This is a genomic window from bacterium, assembly GCA_030697795.1.
Taxonomy (GTDB): domain Bacteria; phylum Patescibacteriota; class Minisyncoccia; order JACQLN01; family JACQLN01; genus JACQLN01.
Map to the genome: position 1 here is coordinate 216,513 of JAUYOV010000004.1, position 22,395 is coordinate 238,907.

The following is a 22,395-nucleotide window of genomic DNA, read 5'->3' on the forward strand; positions in this document are numbered from 1 at the left end:
TGAGTCTGTTGAACTATTTATAGTGAGCCCGTCGAACTATAATTTCTTTGTTTTAATCCTCAAAGAATTTGCTACCACCGAAACACTAGAAGCCGCCATAGCAAAACCAGCAAACACTGGGCTTAAAAGCCAACCCAAAAATGGATAAAATGCGCCCGCCGCCAGAGGTATGCCAACAATGTTATAAATAAACGCCCAGAAAAGATTCTGCTTAATACCGCGCATTGTTGTTTTAGAGAGCGTTATCGCTTTAACCAGTTTTGAAATATCTCCGTGCAGTAAAGTTATACCAGCCGATTCTATAGCTACATCTGTACCCGTAGCCATAGCTATACCAATATCGGCTTGAGCCAAAGCTGGAGCATCATTTACACCATCGCCCGCCATAACAACAATCTTACCTTGCGATTGAAGTTCTTTAATCTTTTTAAGTTTATCTTCGGGCATAACTTCGGCCACAACTTCATCTATACCAACTTCTTTAGCAATATACAAAGCAGTCTGTTTATTATCGCCTGTTAGCATAACCACTTTAATACCTAATTTATGCAAACGTTTAACGGCTTCGGCTGATTCTGGTTTTACCGCATCGGCTATCATAACCACACCTAAAACTTTTTCTTTGGCTGCAATTATTACAGGAGTTTTGCCGTTAGCCGTATCTTTTTCCATCAAGCTAGAATCAAATTGAATATTTAGATCGCGCATAAGTTTAATGTTGCCAGCATAATATTCTGTATTATTTATTAAACCTTTAACACCTTTACCTTTTATAGCTTCGAAATTATTTATTTGAGCAAAAGAAATATTTTTTTCTTTAGCATAATTAATAACTGCGTAAGCTATGGGATGCTCGGAATTTTTTTCTAGCGAGGCCAAAATAGAAATTAATTCTTCGTCTTTTTTTTCTGAAAAATTTTTAACAGAAACTAGCTCCGGCTTGCCTTTGGTTAGAGTTCCCGTTTTATCTACCACCACCACATTAGCTTTATGTAACTTTTCTAGCGTAGCCGCATCTTTTACCAAAATACCTTCTTTGGCGCCCTTACCCACGCCGACTATAATCGCGGTGGGCGTAGCCAAACCAAGCGCGCAAGGGCAAGCAATAACCAAAATACCCACAAAAGAAACCAGGCCAAATGAAAGCGCTTGCGAAAAATCCATATAACGAGCGCCGACTATAAGCCATAAACCTAAAACCACGAACGATAAAACTAAAACCACCGGCACAAAAACAGCAGAAATTTTATCGGCTAAAGCCTGTATCGGCGCTTTACTGCCTTGAGCCTCCTCAACCATTTTAATTATATGCGCCAACATAGTCTCGGAACCTACTTTAGTGGCCTTAAAAGTAAAAGCACCGCTAGTGTTTATAGTTCCGGCCACAACATTTTCTCCAACGTCTTTTTTAACCGGAATAGGTTCGCCCGTAATCATAGATTCATCCACGTAAGAAGCTCCTTCGGTTATTACCCCATCAACTGGAATTTTGCCGGCGGGTTTAATCAAAATTAAATCGCCGTGAATAACTTCGCTTATTGGAATTTCTTGTTCGTGGCCATTTCGAACAACTAAGGCGGTTTTCGCCTGCATATTAATAAGTTTTTCTATGGCATCACCTGTTTTTATTTTAGAACGCGCTTCTAAATATTTTCCCAGAGTGATAAAAGTGATAACGACTATTGTAACATCATAATATGTATCTTCTGTGTTTATGAAAGTAGCCAAAACATCTTTAAAAATAGTAATGATTAAGCTATAGGCAAAGGCCACAAAAGTACCGATACCAATAAGCGTATCCATATTAGCTTTGCCATAGCGCAGAAAACGATAAAAACCCATTAAATAGGGTTGGCCGATATAAAACAAAGTATAGGCCGCTATTAAAGGCAGTAAATTTTGAAAAACATTTTCTACTGCATTAGGAATTTCGGAAGCTACACCTAACTTAGAAAAAATTCCCCAAACCATAAAAATAGCGCTAACAATAGCCAAAGGAACTGCTGTTATTAACTTTTTTTTCATATTAGACAGTTCAGCTAGTTTTTCTTTTTTGCTTTGGTTCAAACCTAGATGTTCAGCGTGTTCGCTTTCCGACATATTCATTTCTTTAGCTGTTGGCTGAGGTAATGCCAAAGAATAACCTAATGGTTCTATTTTTTTAGAAATGGTTTCTAGGTTTGTTTTAGATTCATCAAAAGAAACTTTGGCCGTTTCTGTTCCATAGTTAACCTCTACCGATTCCACGCCCTCAACTTTTTTAAATATTTTTTCTATAATGGCCGCGCAGGAAGCACAATGCATCCCCTTGATTCTAGATGTTTTGGTTATCATTTTATTTTCGCTTAAGCTTATAAACTTTCAATATCTCCTTTTTGGCTTTATTGTTTTCGCCGGAAGATACCTGTTTTAATACACAGCTATCCAAATGATTTTCCAAAAGAAGATCTTCGGCATTAGATAGCCCTTGTTTAACGGCCGAAGTTTGAGTAATAACATCTATGCAATAAACATCCTTTTTAACCATTTCTTGTAAACCTCTAACTTGCCCTTCTATTATTTTTAAGCGATGAATTATTTTATTCTTTGTTGGACTCATAATGTTTTTAAGTATATACCCCTAGGGGGTATTGGTCAACCCTTCAGTTAAAAATCTCCCCGATATCAATCAAGGAGATTTGTTTTTATCCCGCACCTTTTTTGTTAAAAAGGTGCGGGATTTTATTTTTGCGAGGGGAAAAATCTTTCTACATAACCCCATAAACTCAAGAAAGCAAGAACAGCGGAGCTAAACAGAAAAAAGAGAAACATATAATCAAAAAATGTTTTGCCTAAAACTGGCACAAAGTAACTATCGACAAAAAATAAACCGGCTACAAAAAAATACAAACACATTTTTCTCTTGCCCCAAACGTGAGCGCTTACATCCAAGTTTCTGCTTACACCAAAAATCCAAGTGCTTATTAAACCCGCTTCAAATACAAGTATGGCTATCAAAAAAGCCGAAGCCCAAACCGAAACCGTACCTGACTCATTTATAAGTTGATTTAATTTAAACCCAAAAAGCGTGCAGGCAAAAAGTTTATCCCTAGCCCTATCTAGAGATTTTCCTAGTGTAGAAACAATTTTAAAGCTCCGGGCTATTTTACCATCTAGCAAATCCGAAATGCCTATAAACACAACCATAAAAATCATGATCCCGCCTGAATAACCCTTAAACAAGAGCGTGATAAAAAGTATTACAGCAATTACGCCGATCCCTGTTACCATGTTGGCCAAATTATTCTTCATTTCTCTCCCCCTTTGTGATGAGTTAATCACACCATCTTTTTAAAGAACGGAAAAGCCAACATATAGTAATACATTGGCTTAAAATAGGCAAAGGCAAGCGCAAGCTAATGGTCACAAATTTATGCTATAGCATTTTTTAGTGACTATAAAATATTATTTACCAAACCTATTTTTAGTAAGTTCAAAAATAATATAACTTACAACAGCACCTACTGCCCAACCAGCAACAATATCGCTCGGCCAGTGAACCCCGGCTGCTACTCTAGCCACACCTATTAAAATAGCCGAAATAAAAAGAAACAAACTAAGTTTGGGTTGCTTAACTAAGAAAAAATAAACAGCCAGCGCCATAAAAAAAGTGGCGTGGCCCGAAGGAAAAGAAGCTTCTAATGGGTTTTGATTTATAAGAGCATCCAAACCGCCAAAGACAAACGGCCTTTCACGTGGATAAAAATAACGGATTAGCGAGGTTACACCGAATCTAGCGACTAAAGCCGAAAAAAGAGCAATGCCGGTATGAACTGCTCTAATTTTTAAATCGGATTTTCTAAACTTGGGAGTCCACAAATAAAAAAGCAAAACCGCCACCACCACAAACTCCCAATAGGCCGCAAAAAGAATTATGAGCGTATCGGTCCAAACATCCTTAAAAGATAAATTATAAATTGAAGCGAAAAAAATATTATCCATTAAAAACAAATTTACTAGCTAAACTTTTAACCTCTTCTCTTATTTTACCTAAATCTTCTTTATTTTGTAAGGTTTTGTGTATAAGTTCAGCTATTTTTTTCATTTCTTCTTCTTTCATACCCCTCGTAGTTACCGCAGGCATACCAATTCTTATGCCCGAAGGATCCCACGGCTTACGCGGATCAAATGGAATCATATTTTTATTAACTACAATGCCCACTTCTTCTAGTTTTTTTCCAGCCTCGTCACCGGTTAATTTTAAAGGCGTAACATCTACCAACATTAAATGATTATCTGTTCCGCCAGATACCACAGAAAAACCTAGATTAGTTAATTCTGAAGCTAATGCTTTTGAATTTTTAACAACTTGTTCTGCATATTCTTTGAAATTAGATTGACTAGCTTCTTCTAAAGAAATTCCGATAGCTGCGATCGTATGTAATTGTGGTCCGCCTTGCAAGCCCGGAAAAACTGCCTTGTCTATATTTTCCGATAATTCTTGTTTAGAAATAATTATGGCACCCCTTGGACCGCGCAAAGTTTTATGTGTAGTTGTAGTAACAATATCGGCATAAGGCAGTGGCGATGGATGCGCGCCGCCAATAACTAAGCCAGCAATGTGTGATAAATCCACCATCAACTTTGCACCAACTGCATCGGCAATTTCTTTAAACTTTTTAAAATCTATTATTCTAGGATATGCTGTGGCGCCCGCCACAATTAGTTTAGGCTTAAATTTTTTAGCCTGATCCAAAATTAGTTCATAATCCAACAAACCATCTTTGCCTACGCCGTAATGTTCAAATTTAAATAATTTTCCGGTAAAGCTTACTTTATGCCCATGGGTTAAATGTCCGCCATGTTCTAAAGACATAGCCAAAACCTTATCTCCTAGCTCTAAAACCCCTAAATAGGCGGCCAAATTAGCAATGCTACCCGAATAAGGTTGAACATTTACACCCCAGTCATTATTGGATATTCCAAAAACTTTATAAACCAAACTTTTTGTTTCATCTTCTATTTTATCTACAATTTTGTTGCCAAAATAATAACGCTGGTGCGATTTACCCTCGGCATATTTATTAGTTAAAACTGAACCTAAGGCTAATAAAACATTTTTTGAAACTAAATTTTCCGAAGGGATTAAATTTATAGTTTCATTTTGACGCTGTTCTTCTTCTTTTAAGAATTTGGCTATATTTGAATCCATCTTATGTAAAAATTTGATACTTCTGAGCGACTTCAAGGAGGTTCAACTTCTTAAAATAGGGAGGATGAAGGTGCTCCTCCTTGCCAGGAGCGAAGAAGTATTAAATTTTGGAGTTATTTAATTTGTATTGTTTTTAAAATATTTAAAAAATTTTCCTTGTTGGTTGGGTTAATTCGAACGATTCTGGCATTATCCGTGGTTAAATCAATTATGGTGGAAGGATCGGATTCTGGCAAAACCCCGCCATCAATCACTAAATCCGGTTGCGAATTTTCTCGGCTAAAACGCTCTATAATCTCTTGCGGATCTTGAGACGGCTCTTCGCCCGAAATATTGGCGGAAGTTGCAGTAATTGGTCCTTCAAAATCTGTTATAACGCTTTGGCAAAAATAATTATCGGGCATTCTCAAGGCTATAGAACTTCTGCCGGCGGTAAGCAAAAAAGAAATACTAGGTTTTTTCTTTAATATAAAAGTAAACGGGCCTGGCCAAAAGTTTTTTAATATTTTTTCTCTGGGCTTATCTATAACCGCCAGGGCTTTAGCCATACTGATGGAATTTACCATAACCGGCAATGGTTTTTTATCGGAACGTTTTTTAATGGCAAAAATTTTTCTAATGGCATCGTTATCAAAAGCATTAACTCCCATACCATAAAGTGTATCCGTGGGATAAACTACTACCCGCCCTTTTAACAACGCTAGCGCAGCTTCTTTAGAGGCCAGTTCCGGAGAAAAATTGTTTCGAATATCTAAAATTTTCACGTAATACTAATTTACGAATTTATGCGAATGATACGAATACTATATGCGAATATTTTTATTCGTGCATCTATTTGTATAATTCGTATGCATTCGTATATTGGCATTGCACTATACCACGAAGTTAATAAACCTGTCTTTAATAAAAATAACTTTTTTTACGGGGGAGACAAGATACTTAGAAATATTTTTGTTGTTTTTAGCCGCCGTTTCAACCTCTTTTTGAGAAGAATCTGCTGGCATTTTAATAACCGCGCGCATTCTGGCATTAACCTGCACTACTATGTCTACCTCCTTGTCTTTGACCAGTTTAACGTCAAACTTTGGCCAAGGCGCTATATGAATAGATTTTTTATTCTTTAAAATTTCTCTAAATATTTCCTCGCTCATATGTGGTGCAAAAGGCGCTAAAATCTTAGCAAAAATTTCTAGTTCGCTTTTGCCAACAGATTCTATATTGGCTTCAAATTCATTTAACAAAACCATTAAAGCCGAGACCGAAGTATTGTAATTTAAATTTTCTAAATCTTCTGTAACTTTTTTGATTGTCTTGTGTATCTTTGTTTGTATATTGGAATTTGCTTGCCCTTCCGAAGCTCTGAAAGAGCGAAGGAGGGTGATTTGTTTAGAAATTAGAAATTGGGAATTAGAAATTTTCCAGATTCTTTCCAAGAATCTGATTATCCCTTTTATACCACCATCTCTAAAATCACCACCTTGATCGAACGGACCCAAAAACATTAAGTACATTCTTAAAACATCGGCGCCGTAATTTTTAATATATTCGTCGGGATTAACCACATTCCCCTTGGATTTTGACATTTTAGCGCCATCTTTTATTAACAAACCGTGGGCACGGAATTTTTTAAATGGTTCGTCAAAATTAGTTAAACGCAGGTCCTTGAATACCATTGCTAAAAAACGCACATACAATAAATGCAAAACAGAATGCTCCGCGCCACCAATATACATATCTACCGGGCACCATTTTTTAGTTACAGATTGATCCCAAGCGTATTTCTTTTCTTTAACAGAAGCATAACGCAAATAATACCAAGCCGAATCTAAGAAAGTATCGGAAACATCGGTCTCGCGTCTCGCCATACCTTCGCATTTAGGGCATTTAACTTTATAAAATTTTTCATCGGCCGCTAAAGGCGACTGGCTCGTACCAGTTGGCCTAAAGTTTTTTATGTAAGGCAATCTAACCGGTAAATCTTTTTCGGGCACCACAACCCAACCTGGATTTTCCAACTCTCCCAAATTAAATTCTCCCTTATTTTTGAGATTTGATTTTTGAGATTTGATTTTTTCTGCGCAGTTTTCACAGAAAACAAGCGGTATAGGCGCACCCCAATAACGCTGTCTGGAAATTAGCCAGTCACGAAGCCGGAATTGAATTGTTTTTTTACCTCCACTCTTTTTTATTCCTTCTTCAATAGAGACTAAAGGTGCGCTACTCACTGGTAATTTGAATTTTTGGGCAAATTCTAAATCACGCTCATCGTGCGCTGGAACACCCATAACTGCGCCTGTGCCGTAACCTGCTAAAACATAATCCGAAATCCAAACCGGAACTTTTTCGTTGTTGGCTGGGTTAATGGCCGAGATACCAGAAAAAACTCCTGTTTTTTCTGGACCCCGACCCTCATGAGGCGTCGGGGTTATATTATTTTTTATATACTCCCTGACCTCATTCGGCGCTTGCCAGCCGATATCTAACCAAGACTTTGCTTTCTCGGGCGAAATTGCAATAAACGTTACACCAAAAACTGTATCTGGGCGTGTAGTAAAAACTTCCAAATACGCCGATTCACGCTGATCTGACGCAGATTTACGCAGAAAAATTCCGCGTTGATCCGCGTTAATTTCCGCGTTGATCCGCGTAAGGGGAAATTTTATAGAAGCACCTTCCGATTTACCTATCCAATTTTTTTGAGCTATTTTTACTTTTTCGCTCCAATCTATTTTATCTAAACCTTTTAAAAGTTTATCGGCGTATTTAGTTATTCTAAAAAACCATTGCTCTAATTCTTTTTTAATAACTTTAGTATTACATCTTTCACATTCACCACTTATTACTTGTTCATCGGCTAAAACTGTTAAACACGAAGGGCACCAATTAACCGCCGATTTTTTGCGGTAAGCCAAACCATTTTTATATAACTGAATAAAAATCCATTGAGTCCATTTATAATATTCAGGGTCGTAAGTTTCTAGTTTTTCGTGCCAAGCAAAACCATTGCCTATCATTTGCAGTTGGCGATAAAAATTTTTCTCGGAAACTCTGGCTTGATCCATCGGGTGTTCGCCAATTTTTAAAGCGTAGTTTTCGGAATGTATGCCAAAACCATCTAAACCAATCGGCTCAAAAACGTTATAGCCCTGCATTCTTTTAAATCGCCCGTAAATATCGCTCCCCACAAAAGCGTACACATTACCCACGTGTAAGCCTTCAGCTGAAGGATATGGAAACATCATTAGGTTATAGAAAGGATTCTTAGCGTTTTTAAGATCCGGTTCGTAAACCTTCTCGGCCAGCCATTTTTTGCGCCATTTAGATTCTACTCTCTTGTGGTTGTATTTAGCCATTTGCATCTACTTAAAATAGCGAAAAAGAAGGTTTAAAGCAAGAAAACCTGCTTAAAAAGCATGCGGCAAATTAAATCCCAAAAATAGCGCGGGTGTTTTCAACAGTATGATGAGAAACTTCTTCAAAATCAATGCCTTTTATTTCGCCGATTTTTTTGGCTACTTCTATAACATAGGCGGGCTCGTTGCGTTGCCCGCGATAAGGCGCGGGCGTGACATAAGGCGCATCGGTTTCTAATAAAATTCTATTTACCGGAACTGTTTTTATAATTTCATCGTAATCGCGAGTAAAGGTTACTACACCGCCAAACGTAAAATAAAAACCCATATCCAAAAGCATGGTCGCTTGTTTTATGTTGCCACTAAAGAAATGGATAATACCGGGGATAATTTGTAGCTTGGAGCTATTAGCTTTTAAGGTATCTATCAAATCATCAAAAGCTTCGCGGCAATGAATCATTAAAGGCTTTTTGACTTCGTGAGCTAATTCTATATGCTTTATAAAAGTTAGTTTTTGTTTTTCCTGGCGTAGCTCAACTGATCCGCCTTCGCTAAAAGCTTCGGCGGATGCTCGATTTTGCAATCTCTCACTCCGTTCGCGAGCAAAATCGGCATAATAATCTAAACCACATTCACCAATCGCCACAACTTTTGGATGTAAAGCTAATTTTTTATATTCTTCGTAATCAAAAACTTCGCCTCTACTAGTAAATTCCATTCCTCCTTCACCAAGCTCAGCTTGGTCGTGGAAAGATTTATCGGTATGCACCGGATGCAAACCGACCGTGGCATAAACACCTTCGTTATATTTTTCGGCAAGTTTGATTGCTTCAAGAGAAGTATCTAGCTGTGTGCCAACATTTACCAGCCAAATTCCAGCATCTAAAGATCTTTTAATAACTTCGTCTCTATCGTCTTTATAGGCTGCAAATTGAATATGGGTATGTGCGTCTATTAGTTTTGGCATGTTTTTGAGAAAAAAATATCATTCCGAACAGCATTATGGAGAAGACTAATTTATAAATAAAGAGGCTCCATATCGTCTGTGAGGAATGATATTTTTACTAGTTTAATCTAGGAAACAAATTCTCGCCTTTCTTAAAGTTTATTGCGGATTCTGTAAACCAGATTTGTTTTCTAATTTTTTCGCCTGTTTCTGGTAAAAATGGTTCAACCAAATTTAGTATAACACCTAGCAAGTAGCCAGAATTAGCCATAACTTTCCTAAGATTTTCAGTTGAAACCACGTTTGACGTGGCGTCTTTAATTTCCCAAGGTTTTTTATCGTTAATATATTTATCGGCAAAAGAAACCAAACCCCAAACATTTATTAAAGCTTCGTGTAATTTAATTTCGTCTAAAGAAGATTCATATGCTTTATAAAAATCGTTGCAAGCTTTTTTAACTTCTGGTTCTATATCCGTAGCAAAATCAAACTTTACCGGGTTTATTTTTTCGCCCAAAGTAACTGTGCGCGCTACCAAATTTCCTAAACCATTAGCTAAGTCTGCGGAATATCTATCTTCAAACTTTCTTAAACTAAAATCTCCGTCATCGTAAGAAGGAATTTCTCGTAAAAGATAGTAACGTAACGCATCTGTGCCATATTTTTGAACCAGTGGCACAGGATCCACAATATTACCCAAACTTTTAGACATCTTTTGCCCTTCCACCGAAATAAAACCATGAACAAAAATAGCTTGGGGTAATGGCAAACTAGCCGATAAAAGTATACCCGGCCAAATAGCCGCATGAAAACGTAAAATATCTTTGCCTACAACTTGAAGATCGGCTGGCCAAAGTTTTTTAAATTGCTCGGTTTCATCGCCATAGCCAATAGCTGTAATGTAATTAGCTAAAGCATCACACCAGACGTATATAACTTGGTCGGGATCGCCAGGCACCGGTACGCCCCACGGCAAATCTTTTTTAGGCCTAGAAAAGCTAACATCCTCTAAACCAGATTCTATAAAAGATAAAATTTCATTTTTACGAGATTCGGGAATTATTTTTAATTCGTCATTTTTAATTTTAGAAGCAATCTGGCTTTGATATTTTGAAAGCCTAAAAAACCAGTTTTCTTGTTCTACTGTTTCTGGTGCTTTTTGGTGATCGGGGCATTTACCATCCACCAAATCTTTTTCTGTTTTAAAAGATTCGCAACCCACGCAATAAAGCCCGTTGTATTTTTTCTTATAGATATCACCGGCTTCCGAAAGTTCCTGCCATAATTTTTGAACACCTGGCCAATGAACTTCTTGATCGGTTGTTCTAATAAACCCATCCCAAGAAAGATTTAAAACATTTTTTAACTGTTTAAAATATTCTGCGTTTTCGTTTACAAATTCCTGTGCATTTTTATTCTCTCTTTCGGCTGCGCGAAAAATCTTAACACCGTGTTCGTCGGTACCCGTTAAAAAGAAAACTTCATCACCTTTTATTCTGTGATAACGCGCCAAAACATCCGCTTGAATCTTTTCTAAAGCGTGTCCAATGTGCGGTTTCGCATTAACATAATCAATGGCGGTTGTAATATAAAACTTCATAAGTATACTAATCTACGAATCTATGCGAATTATACGAATGGATTTAACGAATATTTGTAACTTATTTGTATCATTCGTATCCATTTGTATATTGGCATATTTAATTTTCTTCGTGATGATGTCCAAAATCTTTTATAATTTCCACTAAAACTACAGCTACCGGCACCGCAAGAATTATGCCCGGTATGCCAAAAAGTTCACCACCCACCAGCAAAGAAATTATAACGATAACCGGGTTAAGACCGATAACTCGGTTCATTATATTAGGCACAAAAACATGATTTTCTAACTGGTGCACAATAGTGTAAACAAGAAGCACCCAAAGGGCTACTATGGGCGATTTTAATAAACCCAAAATTACAGCAGGCACCGCGGCCAGTACCGGCCCAAATATTGGAATAATTTCCATAATACCTGCCACCAAAGCCAAGAGAACTCTGTGATTAATTCCAAAAATCAAAAGCCCAATATAAATTAAAACGCCAACTATTAAACTAAGCACCAACTGCGCTTGCAACCAACGGCCCAGTTTGTATTGAGCGCGAGACCATAAACCCAAAACATAGGGCTGTTTTTCTTTGGGTGTAACCGCACGCAAAAACATACTAATACCGTGTTCTTGGGCCGCTAAATAAAAAGAAATAACAATAACAAAACCTGCAGAAATAAATCCGCCAAAAATTCCGCTGGTAGCTCCAAAAATATTTCCAGAAACATGCGCCAGATCGTTACTGATAGCCACCAGATTATCTTGGACCTTGTTTAACAATTGTTCATACTGTGGCGCAGAATCTCTTATGACCTTAAAAAAACCATTCACCTTATCAAAGTAAACCGGCACAGTTAAAGAAAGATTGCCTAATTCGTCCGACAAAGGAGAAATTATAAAATAAAGTATTGTGCCCAGTACCAAGAATGCTAAAAGGTAAATAACAAAAACACCCAAGGTTCTGGGAATGCCTTTGCCCTGAAAATAATTAGCCAGAGGTGTCACCGCCGCCGCAATTATTATAGAAAACAAAAGCACCGCTATGACGTCGCGGATTAAATAAACTAAGGCTAAACCCAGCACAATAGCAAAACCACGGAGTAGGGTTTCCGTGTTTATGCTGATATCGGTATGAGCTAACGGAGATTTCAAAATTTTAATATCCCTTCAAAGCCTGTCTTGTCCTTAAGCGGGCCAATTACGGCCAAGTTGAGATTCTTGTTTTGGAAGATATCTTCGGCGACATTTTTTACATCAGCCAAAGTAACCTTGTCCATCATACTGAACTTTTGTTCAACTGTCAATATATCGTTGGTTAGTACCTCCTGAAGGCCGAAAAATGAGGCTAAATCATCGGAAGCTTCTAGCCCCAACAAAGTTCCGCCTCTTATAAAATCCTTAGCCTTTTGGAGCTCTTTTTCTTCTACTCCATTGGCTTTTACCTTTTTAAGTTCGGCCATTATGGCTTCTACAGCTTCGTATACTCTAGTCGTATCAACTCCAGAACTTACTTCGAAGTAACCATGATCCAAAGAAAGTGTGGACGAGGCGCGAATGTAATAACCCAAACCAAGTTCGTCGCGAATTCTAATAAATAATCTAGAAGACATGCCTCCGCCCAAAATTGTAGCGAGCAACCCCAAAGCCCAACGGCGCGGATCAAACATATTATAAGCCCGCACGCCTAAAATCAAATGGCATTGATCGGTGTCCTTATAAAAAACTTTTATTTGGGGCGCATCTTGAGATTCCACGCAGGGCAATGGTTTGGGCACATCGCCTTCTTTTACCGCACTAAAATATTTTTGCACTTTGGTTTTGGCGTCTTCCGCGGTAATGTTACCTGCCACCACCACGACCACGCCTTTGGAACGATAATGCTTAGCCATATAATCTATAAAGTGCTGGCGGTTAATGGAACGAATAACTTCTTTTCGGCCGGCAATATCCCAACCCGCCGGCTGATCGCCATATAATAATTCTTCAAATAAGTCACCGACTTTACGCGTCGGCGTATCCTCGTACATATCTATTTCGCCAATAATTACACCTCGTTCTTTTTCTATTTCTTCTTGCGGAATTTTAGAATTTAAAAATATATCGCTTACCACATCAAAGGCGAGATCGGAATGTTTTGAATCAACTTTGACCCAGTAACCCGTTAATTCTTTATCTGTAAAAGCATTGTAAGCCGCGCCCACCGCATCCAGTTCGTGCGCAATATCCGATTTGCCCGGACGCTTGGTCGTGCCTTTAAAAAACATATGTTCTAAAAAGTGCGAGATGCCGTTTATATCTTTAGTTTCGTACCTAGAACCTGTGCCGGCTAAAACCAGCAAGGTTAAAGTTTGCGTGCCTTGCATTGGCACATAAATCGCTCTTAAGCCATTCGGCCAAACATCTTTTATAAAGTTATGCATAATTTGTTTTTTAAAATTATATTTAAACTATATCTTAAAAATAGAATAGCAGTTTTTGTTTTATATTAAAACCCTTACAATGCCTCAAAACTCCCAAATACGAATCTACATTTTTCTCATTAATCTTTCTTAACATCCTTCTTTTTGTTTTAGTCCTCAAAACCCTATGGTTAGGCAAAACCACATAACCCAGAAAATCTATACCCTGCCTGTATTTACGAATAATTATTTTGTCTGGATGCAAAAATAGCTTTAGATTCTCAAAAAGAAAAGTATTAATTTTGTAAGACAGATTTAATAAATAATATTTATTACTTCCTAAAATAACAAAATCATCGCAGTAACGAATATAATACTTTTCTTTTAAGTTATGTTTAACAAATTGGTCTAATTCGTTTAAATAAATATTGGCAAATAACTGGCTGGTTACATTGCCTAAGGGTAACCCTTTGTTAAAACTACCTATTATTTTCTCAACCAACCATACAGCATTATCGTCTTTGATCTTTAGTTGAATCAATTTAATTAGAGCATCTTGATCTATGGAATCAAAAAACTTTTTAATATCACACTTTAAAGCAAAAATAGTTTGGCTATTGTTTTGGCTTAACTTACGACAAAAAGTTTCTAGTCTTGTTACTGCTTTGTGTGTTCCTTTGCCTATTCGGCAAGAATAAGAATCAAACATAAAATGTCTATCGAATATTGGATATAAAACTCTAAAAACAGCTTGATGTAAAACCCTGTCGCGTACACAAGCTTTATGGATATGACGCAATTTTGGGTCGGTAACATAAAAAGGAATATACTGGCTGTGTTTATATGTTTTATTTTTTAATTCGCTATGCAGTTGAAACAGATTATCTTCTAGGTTAAAATCAAATTCTTGAACATCCAACCTTTTTCTTTTGCCTTTTTTAAATTCGCGCCAAGCTAAAAACAAGTTTTCTAAGCTAATAATTTTTTTAAAAATATTATGGAAAATTTCTCCATTAAAGCCCCCCCCCTACGGAGTTGAAATATCGCTGGTGCATAAAATTTGTGAATTGTATAAATTATTCCACGAATGTTTGAAAATATTTCCCAAGACGGAACGATTTACTTTGGGCCAAAAAATTGAGAACACCATTCTAGAAATTTTAGAACTAATCCTTTCAGCCAGTTACCAATCAAAATATGGAAAAAGTGAAACCTTAATAAGAGGTAGCGATAAAAATGACCTTCTAAAGTATCTTATCCGTCTTGCTCACGATACCAAATCAATCAATATAAAAAAATATCTATTAGTTGAGGAAAAGGTTTTAGAAATAGGTCGTATGTTAGGTGGCTGGATAAAATCCAACTAAACTTTGCAAAGAGCGCCTAAAAAATAAGGCGCTCTTTTGTTTGGAAACTACCAGAGGACGACCAGCTATGTTGTCGTTGCGATTGCTAGACCAATTGTAGTTGACGTTGGCTAGACCACCGTTCTCACGGTTACCACCGTAAAGCCGGCTGGAGTCCTCAAATTTTTGCTTTAAACCGTCCATAATCACCGAAAATCTAAATATAAATTTTCTGAAATCCGCATCCCACGGATAGTTTTTTACTCGGCAACTCTTAAATAATCTAAGAATACCCGATCTAGTTTAAAGCAAGGAGTTTCGTTATTTCCTGTTTTAAACAGGAGAGTAAATGCGAGAATAAACCTTAGTCTATTCTTCATTAGCTTTACTCAAGGAAAATTTTACCAAATTTGTGAAAATAAAAAAATCCCCCAACTTACGTTGGGGGAAAATCCAAGGGCCAAAGCCCAAGGGGAAAAGAACCTACTTTGCGAAACTCACCAGAGGACGACCAGCTATGCTGCCGCTGCGATTGCTAGACCAATCGTAGTTGACGTAGGCTAGACCACCGTACTCACGGTGACCACCGTAAAGCCGGCTGGAGTCCTCAAACTTATCGTCGAACCACTCCCACATATTGAATCGGCCGCGATTGCTGTCGTAGAGATTGCCAATGGCATTGGACTCTACAGCCCGCTCCAACCGAACCTGTTCGGGTTTGAAACCGAATGCTTCGGCGATAGCAGGACAAACCACATCTCGCCATTCATCGTTGGTAATGGCAAAACGAGAGCCCGAAGGAGTATTATCGTGTTTGCCGATTTTTCCTTCTTCGCGCAATTTACTGATGATTAGCGCGAGAGGGTCATTGGAAAATACTTGCGTGCCGTCGGTGTAATTCACACCGACGGTGAAATCAGCTAGATACCAACCTCTGTAGAGTTTGGCACTGTCGGGGGCGAGCTTGCCTTCCCCGATTTTCTGGTAGAACCATTTTTCAGGTTTTACCCAATTCTTGAGCTTGCAATTCTCGCCAATTCCTTCCATCGGCAGATATACCGGCCTGAAGTCGAACCCAGCCCACTTGGCCAAGTTCTCTTCGGTGAATTCGGGAGGCAGAGGATCAACATCCACACGGAAGAACTTTTGAAGCTTCTTCTGTGTTGCCTCCACTAAAGCTACCAGCAAAGACACTATGCGATGTTCGTTGAAAGCTTTAACACTTTCCAAAGTGTGACTGCCGTCATCTATCTGACGGAAAAAATCTTTGAGCACGCCGGACCACGCCGACATCTCACCGACTGGGGCATTAGCCATAGCCAGTTTCTCCTGTGATTAAAAGGTTTTAAGAGTACAATTTAGGCTCTATTTGAGCTTGATAACATAATAGCAGTTATTGTATCTTGTGTCAAATTGACTTGGTTGTAAACAAACTAAGAATATACTACTATTCAGTTACTAGTCCTTAGGGTTCCGAGATCCCGCTCCGTTATGGAGCGGGATCGAGTCTTTTGTGCGAGATTGTTTTTAACTATAAATTTTGTCTGAAAGATAATTTTGTAATTCCGAAATTTTTATTCTTTCTTGTGTAGTGGTATCCCTATCCCGAACCGTTACTGTTTCATCTTCCAAAGTTTGAAAATCTACAGTTATACAGTAAGGTGTACCAATTTCATCTTGGCTGTAATAACGTTTACCAACATTACCGCGATCATCCCAAGCTACCACAAATTCTTTTTTCAAACCCACATAAACTTTTCTAGCCGCCTCCACAAGTTCTGGTTTATTTTTCATTAAAGGAAACACCGCAACTTTGTAAGGCGCTATTTTTGGGCTTAATTTTAAAACAGTGCGAGATGAATCAGTATCGTCGTAAGCGCTACATAGAATAGCAAGTAACGATCTATCTACTCCCCACGTTGGCTCTATAACATGTGGCCAATATTCTTCGCCGCTAGATGTACCATCTCCTTGTTCACGATATTTTAAATTTTGCCCAGAGCCTTTTTCATGATTTTTTAAATCAAAATCGGTGCGGTAAGCCAAACCATAAAGTTCTTTTCGGCCAAAAGGGAAATCAAATTCAAAATCTATGGTGCGTTTAGAATAATGAGCCCTGTCTTCGGCTGGAATTTCTATTTCGTGCACGTGTTTTAAATCTATGCCGACATCTTCCATCCAACCTAGCATTTCTTTCCGCCAATGTTCAAAATTTTCTTGCCAAGTATCTTTTTTAATAAAATATTCAATTTCCATTTGTTCAAATTCGCGCGTTCTAAAAATAAAGTTCCCTGGTGTAATTTCATTTCTAAAAGCTTTACCAATTTGAGCAATACCAAACGGAATTGTTTTACGGGTTGTATCTAAAACATTTTTAAAGTTAACGAACATGGCTTGCGCCGTTTCGGGCCGAAAGTAAACCGTATTAGAGCTATCTTCGGCTGGACCAAGAAAAGTTTTTAACATCAAATTAAATTGCTTAGGTTCAGCAAGATTTCCTCCACAGTTTGAACATTTATTTTTGTTTTGTAATTTGGTATTTGTTTCGGATTTCGAATTTCGTGCTTCGGATTTATCATGTTCATCTACCCTAAACCTTGAGTGACACTTAACACATTCTGCTAATGGATCGTTAAAATTTGAAAGATGCCCACTAGCCTCCCAAACTTTCGGATTCATTATTAAAGCAGCATCTAAACCAACCATATCGTCGCGACCATGCACAAATTTTTTCCACCACAACTGTTTTATATTATTTTTTAATTCCACGCCTAAAGGCCCGTAATCCCAGCTATTAGCCAAACCACCATAAATTTCGCTCCCAGGATAAACAAATCCTCGGCGCTTACATAAAGATACAATTTTATCTATAGAATCTACCATAAGAATACTATAACAATTTGATAGCTTGTGAGCAAAAAAAATCACCCGATATTCTTTCGGGTGATAGCTATATAGTCGATACTTCTACTATTTGGCTTTCTAAAACTATGTTTATATCCTTAAAAAGAACATGCCCTTTAAATTTCTTACCTTCTAAAAATATAGGAAACCATAACTTATCGGCAGGCCACATAGATTCAAATGGAATTTTATTTATATTAAACCATTCTGGCTTCATCTCATCACTTTCAACCATTTCCCCGCTAAAATCTTTTACACAGAAAATATGAACCTCGAGAGTTTCTGGATTACCTTCGAATTCAAAATCCATAATACCAACTTTTTCCAAGGCACCAACAACAATTCCCGATTCTTCTTGCATTTCTCTTTGAGCTGCAACTTCGATAGTTTCTCCTTCCTTAACCTTTCCACCAAACCCATTCCATCTGCCAGCACCAAAACCTCGCTTTTTCATGCCGAGTAAAACCTGCTGATTTTTATAAGGAACACATAAAGTATAAATCTTCTTCATATTTCACTCTCCTCTATAAAAAGTACACCGTATAAATTTTTTATCCCAAAAACAAACCATCGATAACTTTACTTCCCCGCTTTACTTCTATAAAAGCGGACCTATGCTTAGATTCATCAAACACTACACCAAAGCGCGGAAAAATACCTTCTCTGCCCAGGATCCTAGGGATGGCGGGGTTATCCATTACAATCGCTGGCGCCTTGAATAATAAATTGTCAATCTTAAATTTAATATAGCAACGGTGACCCATAAGTGTCTCGTCTCCGATTCCTCTAACCATAATCCTTTCACTATCGCTCAAATCCAAGCCTAGCGCGGCGGCGTCGCCAGAAGGGATAACAGTTGTAGTAGCTCCAGAATCAATATAAAAAATAGCGCGTAGGCACATTGTCCCAGACCCGCAAATTGAAAGTTCCACCGCAGGAAATGCCTCAATTCGCCCATTCTCGCGGAAACGAACCCCATAAGGAAAGACATGCAGAGATTTCATAAGCGATACACCACCATCAAACTTTTGGGTACACTGACAAGAAGAATGTCCTGAATACGAACCTTAGGCAATTGCTGTCTAGCCTTTTCTATAACCTCACTTGTATTGATACCGGAGGCAACTATTTTACCTCCAAAAATAGCCACTTGCTGTCCGCCATATTTTTTAATATCTATAACAGGCAATTTTGTCGATTTTCTCATAAGTTTTATTATTGCTTATTATTGCATAGATATGATAAAAAATCAATCTCCACCTTTAGTCTCTAAGATCAAACTTTGACTAGAAAATATTCTGTCAACCGCCAGGCCTTCGGGTTTAGTAGTAGATTCTATAGTAACCGTGACTGGTAACTTAGCGCCACTAGACACACTATCTTTTACTTTAATTTTTAGCGTTATTTCTTTTTTTTCCAGGGGCTCTAGGCCAAAAAGATTGGAAGTGTTATCGCGGTTTAAAATTACGGTTTTAGAAGCAGAATCTAAACCAGTGCTTGGTTGCACCGAAGTTAAATTAAAACTATCACTATCAAACTTAACTTTTAAGGTTAAATTAGCCAGTGGAATATCTAAATTATTTTGATAACCAATTTTATATGTAATCGTCTCACTCGCGCGCGCTGAAGTTATGCCGTCGGGGCTAGTATTTATAAACAAAGCCAAAGGCGCCATAATAAGTTTAACTGTGCCGCTGGCTTCTTTATATGTTTTCCAACTTGTGCCCTCCGCGCCTTCAACCAAAGCCCTAAAAACCTTGCCTTCACCTTCTAAACCCGTAACCACGCCTTTAATAGTTAGGGTTTTTTCTTCTTGAGGCAAAACAGAATCTAGTCTCCAAACATTATTAAATTCAGAAAGTTTTTCCGAAGATTCTATTAGCCTAAAACCGGCTGGTGACTCCAAACGCAGTCTTAAGTTATTAAAAGCAACTTCGCCTTCGTTTTTTAATTTAAATTTAACCTCTACGTTTTCGCCCGAAATGGTCTCGGCGGAGGATTCCACGTTTAAACTTACTGGAAAAGAAGAAATTTTTATAGAGGCCGTAGCCATAGATTGAAAAACAATGGTGCCGGCCGAAGGCTTAAAATTAAAAACTGCCTGTGCCTTTCTTTCAAAATTATCACCGCCAAAAACAACTGCTTTGAACTCTCTTTCATAAAGACCGCTGGGCTTAAGTTCGGGAATATTGATAGTTTGCTTTAAAATACTTTGTTTAAATTGATCAGCTTCAGCGGTAGAAATTACCGGCTGCGAAAAATCTGGAAACTGAAAAGTTAAAATACCATCTTTTAATTCGGTTTCGTTTTTATTAACCAATCGCAATTTCCAAGTAACAGTTTCGCCCGCACTAACTTCGGCCGGTGCATTTATTTTAATTTCTATACGATCTTTTCTAAAAGCATAAAAACCACGAAAGAAAACATAAACTGCCACAGTTACTGCCAGCAAAAAGAAAACACCCGCGCCTAGAAATATTTTTTTCCAAATAGCCGGCGAAGGAGTTGTATCTTCTACTGTTGGCGGAGGCACAATAGGCTCTTCTATAGGAATAGCGATATTTTCAACCGGTGGTAAAGTCGGTTTTTCTTCGGTATAAAGCTTTTTTTGTAGTTCTTCTAAATTATCTGCCATATAGATGAATTGTATCGTAACAAGAGAAAAATATCACGCTAAAGGAATGTTATAATATTCATATCCTGCTAATGCAGTTTGAACCATGGTTCAAACTCGCGGGATATCTCATTTTTGCCTTTCCGCCAAAGCTTTACGGGCGGTAAAAGAATCGCCAGAGTATTAAACCTTACGGGGTTTAATAGCGTGCGAACTAAAATGGAGATGGAACTTCTTGCTTGTTTTTGGTGGAGATTCCGCCAAAGGCGGATGCTCCCAAGTAAAATTCAGGAAAGAAGAAACATAAATTTCATACTTTCCGGTGATATTGGATGGAAACAAGCAAAATCTTGACTCCGATGGCAACCGCGTTAGCGTCGGCAACTTCGATCAGAACGGCCTCAACATCAACAACAACTGGGACGATAACCGCAACGACAATCTTGGCCTGGCCTCCTCTCGAACTTCCATCTGCAACCATAAAACCCTCCTTTAGGAGGGTTTTATGGTTTTGCATCAATGAGTTTTTGACGAGCGGATCCAACCGCCTAACATCCGCCCTATCTCATTAACCATTTCCTGAATTAAAATATATTTTTTATTCTCTAAAACACCAATATCTTTAGCCAAGCGGACATAAACCCTAAAAAGATTGAGCTTAACACTAACTCTTTCTAAGTATGTTACTCTTTTGAGCTTATCCAAACTGCTTATTTCCAACAAATAGCCCAATATCTCAATCAAAATCAAATTGCATTTCTCGCCTAAAGAATACTTGTCTTGCTTGGGAAAACCTTTCAAACAAGCATAAAATTCTTTATATAAATCGTAGGTTTTTTTAAATAGCGGAATATCAAAACTATCCATGAAAATTTATCAAAATATATACGAACAAATAATCTCTGCCGAAAATTTGTTTCTAGCTTGGGCAGAATTCAAAAAAGATAAACAAAAAAGAAAAGACGTTATGCAATTTGAATACAGGCTGGAAAAAAATATTTTAGGCTTGTGCCAAGAACTAAAAAATCAAACATATAAGCATAGTCCTTATAGTAATTTTTATATAACCGACCCCAAACCCAGGCACATTCACAAAGCATTGGTTAGAGACAGAGTGGTGCACCATTCAGTTTTTAATATCCTTAATCCTGTTTTTGAAAAAACTTTTATCTTTAATTCTTATTCCTGCAGAAAAAACAAAGGCACTCACAAGGGCATAAACCAATTACACAAAATTTTAAGAAAAATAAGCCAAAACAATCATAAACCATGCTTTATATTAAAATGCGATATTAAAAAATTCTTTCAATCAGTTAATCACGGTATTTTGTTAAATATTATTGATCGAAAAATATACGATGAAAAAGCATTGGCCTTAATTAAAGAAATTGTAGAGAGTTTTAAACCCGGGTTGCCCATAGGCAACCTAACCAGCCAATTATTTGCCAATATTTATTTAAATAATCTGGACCAATATATAAAGCACCATTTAAAAATTCCCTTTTATATAAGATATACCGATGATTTTGTGATTATTTATAACGATTTGGAAAAACTAAAACAGTGGCTTAGCCAGATTCAGGAATTTTTAAATGTAAACCTAAAACTACGTCTGCATCCCAATAAAGTTATTCTGCGCAAATATCATCAAGGAACTGATTTTTTGGGCTATGTGCAATTTCCCCATTATTGTATTTTGCGCCCTAGAACCGAAAGAAGAATAATGAAAAGGATACAGCAGGGAGTTTCTGAACAATCGCTAAATTCATATCTAGGTGTGCTTTCTCATGCTAATAGTTATAAATTATCGGAAAAAATCAAAAACTTGTTTTGGTTTAATAAAAAAGAAAACCCGTCTTGATGGACGAGTTAAAAAATAATTATAATTCCACAATTAAAAATTACGTTGGTTGGTTGGTTGGTTGGTTGGTTGGTTGGTTGGAATTGGAACTCTCTTTCATTATAAATTTAGTATAACATAATTGGTTATAAAAAATTGAACCCTCGGATTTTCCGAAGGTTCAAGAAACAAAATTCAAAAGCCTGCCCCGCA

The 22,395-nt window shown here is 37.5% G+C and carries 23 protein-coding genes; 2 read left to right on the forward strand and 21 right to left on the reverse strand.

Annotated elements, in window-relative coordinates; genetic code table 11:
- Positions 1 to 36 precede the first annotated feature (36 nt).
- The 12 genes from Q8Q95_02225 to Q8Q95_02280 all read right to left on the reverse strand — a co-directional run bounded on the left by Q8Q95_02225 (position 37) and on the right by Q8Q95_02280 (position 14,442).
- Positions 37 to 2,334, reverse strand: coding sequence for a heavy metal translocating P-type ATPase (locus Q8Q95_02225; protein MDP3764414.1), 2,298 nt, complete (start codon positions 2,332 to 2,334; stop codon positions 37 to 39).
- 1 nt (position 2,335) lies between these two features.
- Positions 2,336 to 2,599, reverse strand: a complete 264-nt coding sequence (locus tag Q8Q95_02230) for a metal-sensitive transcriptional regulator (protein MDP3764415.1) — start codon at positions 2,597 to 2,599, stop codon at positions 2,336 to 2,338.
- A 122-nt stretch (positions 2,600 to 2,721) separates the two neighbouring features.
- Entirely contained in the window at positions 2,722 to 3,291 is a 570-nt protein-coding gene (locus Q8Q95_02235) for a CDP-alcohol phosphatidyltransferase family protein (GenBank protein MDP3764416.1), read from the reverse strand.
- Positions 3,292 to 3,444: 153 nt separating this feature from the next.
- The gene (locus Q8Q95_02240) at positions 3,445 to 3,981 is read right to left on the reverse strand and encodes a phosphatase PAP2 family protein (GenBank protein MDP3764417.1); all 537 of its coding nucleotides are present in this window, start codon (positions 3,979 to 3,981) and stop codon (positions 3,445 to 3,447) included.
- Positions 3,974 to 5,209 carry a serine hydroxymethyltransferase gene (glyA, locus tag Q8Q95_02245; protein MDP3764418.1) on the reverse strand — a complete coding sequence of 412 codons (1,236 nt, stop codon included), beginning with the start codon at positions 5,207 to 5,209 and terminating at the stop codon, positions 3,974 to 3,976. The genes Q8Q95_02240 and glyA overlap by 8 nt, the downstream gene beginning before the upstream one ends.
- Positions 5,210 to 5,304: 95 nt before the next feature.
- Positions 5,305 to 5,955, reverse strand: coding sequence for an L-threonylcarbamoyladenylate synthase (locus Q8Q95_02250; protein MDP3764419.1), 651 nt, complete (start codon positions 5,953 to 5,955; stop codon positions 5,305 to 5,307).
- A gap of 108 nt (positions 5,956 to 6,063) precedes the next feature.
- Positions 6,064 to 8,544 carry a class I tRNA ligase family protein gene (locus Q8Q95_02255; protein MDP3764420.1) on the reverse strand — a complete coding sequence of 827 codons (2,481 nt, stop codon included), beginning with the start codon at positions 8,542 to 8,544 and terminating at the stop codon, positions 6,064 to 6,066.
- A gap of 70 nt (positions 8,545 to 8,614) precedes the next feature.
- Positions 8,615 to 9,511: a TatD family hydrolase gene (locus Q8Q95_02260; protein ID MDP3764421.1), complete on the reverse strand. Its 897-nt coding sequence runs from the start codon at positions 9,509 to 9,511 to the stop codon at positions 8,615 to 8,617.
- Between the two features lie 97 nt (positions 9,512 to 9,608).
- Positions 9,609 to 11,090, reverse strand: coding sequence for a methionine--tRNA ligase (gene metG, locus Q8Q95_02265; protein MDP3764422.1), 1,482 nt, complete (start codon positions 11,088 to 11,090; stop codon positions 9,609 to 9,611).
- Positions 11,091 to 11,190: 100 nt separating this feature from the next.
- Complete coding sequence (locus Q8Q95_02270) at positions 11,191 to 12,231, reverse strand: AI-2E family transporter (GenBank protein ID MDP3764423.1); 1,041 nt, start codon at positions 12,229 to 12,231, stop codon at positions 11,191 to 11,193.
- Positions 12,228 to 13,499, reverse strand: coding sequence for a pitrilysin family protein (locus Q8Q95_02275; protein MDP3764424.1), 1,272 nt, complete (start codon positions 13,497 to 13,499; stop codon positions 12,228 to 12,230). The genes Q8Q95_02270 and Q8Q95_02275 overlap by 4 nt, the downstream gene beginning before the upstream one ends.
- A 34-nt stretch (positions 13,500 to 13,533) precedes the next feature.
- On the reverse strand, positions 13,534 to 14,442 hold the full coding sequence (locus Q8Q95_02280) for a reverse transcriptase domain-containing protein (protein MDP3764425.1): 909 nt from the start codon (positions 14,440 to 14,442) through the stop codon (positions 13,534 to 13,536).
- A gap of 103 nt (positions 14,443 to 14,545) precedes the next feature.
- Here Q8Q95_02280 and Q8Q95_02285 point away from each other — a divergent pair, with 103 nt between their 5' ends.
- Positions 14,546 to 14,845: a four helix bundle protein gene (locus Q8Q95_02285; GenBank protein ID MDP3764426.1), complete on the forward strand. Its 300-nt coding sequence runs from the start codon at positions 14,546 to 14,548 to the stop codon at positions 14,843 to 14,845.
- On the opposite strand, the gene Q8Q95_02290 is transcribed toward Q8Q95_02285, so the two are convergent.
- From Q8Q95_02290 to avd, 9 genes are all read right to left on the reverse strand, one after another.
- On the reverse strand, positions 14,819 to 15,028 hold the full coding sequence (locus Q8Q95_02290; GenBank protein MDP3764427.1) for a hypothetical protein: 210 nt from the start codon (positions 15,026 to 15,028) through the stop codon (positions 14,819 to 14,821). The two genes, Q8Q95_02285 and Q8Q95_02290, sit on opposite strands and share 27 nt — an antisense overlap.
- Before the next feature lie 279 nt (positions 15,029 to 15,307).
- Positions 15,308 to 16,141: a hypothetical protein gene (locus tag Q8Q95_02295; protein ID MDP3764428.1), complete on the reverse strand. Its 834-nt coding sequence runs from the start codon at positions 16,139 to 16,141 to the stop codon at positions 15,308 to 15,310.
- Between the two features lie 210 nt (positions 16,142 to 16,351).
- Positions 16,352 to 17,707, reverse strand: coding sequence for a glycine--tRNA ligase (locus Q8Q95_02300; protein MDP3764429.1), 1,356 nt, complete (start codon positions 17,705 to 17,707; stop codon positions 16,352 to 16,354).
- Between the two features lie 67 nt (positions 17,708 to 17,774).
- Positions 17,775 to 18,239, reverse strand: coding sequence for an 8-oxo-dGTP diphosphatase (locus tag Q8Q95_02305; GenBank protein MDP3764430.1), 465 nt, complete (start codon positions 18,237 to 18,239; stop codon positions 17,775 to 17,777).
- 40 nt (positions 18,240 to 18,279) lie between these two features.
- Entirely contained in the window at positions 18,280 to 18,732 is a 453-nt protein-coding gene (locus Q8Q95_02310) for a retropepsin-like aspartic protease (protein MDP3764431.1), read from the reverse strand.
- Complete coding sequence (locus tag Q8Q95_02315) at positions 18,729 to 18,935, reverse strand: DUF5678 domain-containing protein (GenBank protein MDP3764432.1); 207 nt, start codon at positions 18,933 to 18,935, stop codon at positions 18,729 to 18,731. The genes Q8Q95_02310 and Q8Q95_02315 overlap by 4 nt, the downstream gene beginning before the upstream one ends.
- A gap of 42 nt (positions 18,936 to 18,977) precedes the next feature.
- Positions 18,978 to 20,363, reverse strand: a complete 1,386-nt coding sequence (locus Q8Q95_02320; protein MDP3764433.1) for a hypothetical protein — start codon at positions 20,361 to 20,363, stop codon at positions 18,978 to 18,980.
- A 289-nt stretch (positions 20,364 to 20,652) separates the two neighbouring features.
- Entirely contained in the window at positions 20,653 to 20,859 is a 207-nt protein-coding gene (locus Q8Q95_02325; protein MDP3764434.1) for a hypothetical protein, read from the reverse strand.
- Positions 20,859 to 21,209, reverse strand: a complete 351-nt coding sequence (gene avd / locus Q8Q95_02330) for a diversity-generating retroelement protein Avd (protein ID MDP3764435.1) — start codon at positions 21,207 to 21,209, stop codon at positions 20,859 to 20,861. The genes Q8Q95_02325 and avd overlap by 1 nt, the downstream gene beginning before the upstream one ends.
- Here avd and Q8Q95_02335 point away from each other — a divergent pair.
- Entirely contained in the window at positions 21,208 to 22,203 is a 996-nt protein-coding gene (locus Q8Q95_02335; protein MDP3764436.1) for a reverse transcriptase domain-containing protein, read from the forward strand. The two genes, avd and Q8Q95_02335, sit on opposite strands and share 2 nt — an antisense overlap.
- Positions 22,204 to 22,395 lie beyond the last annotated feature (192 nt).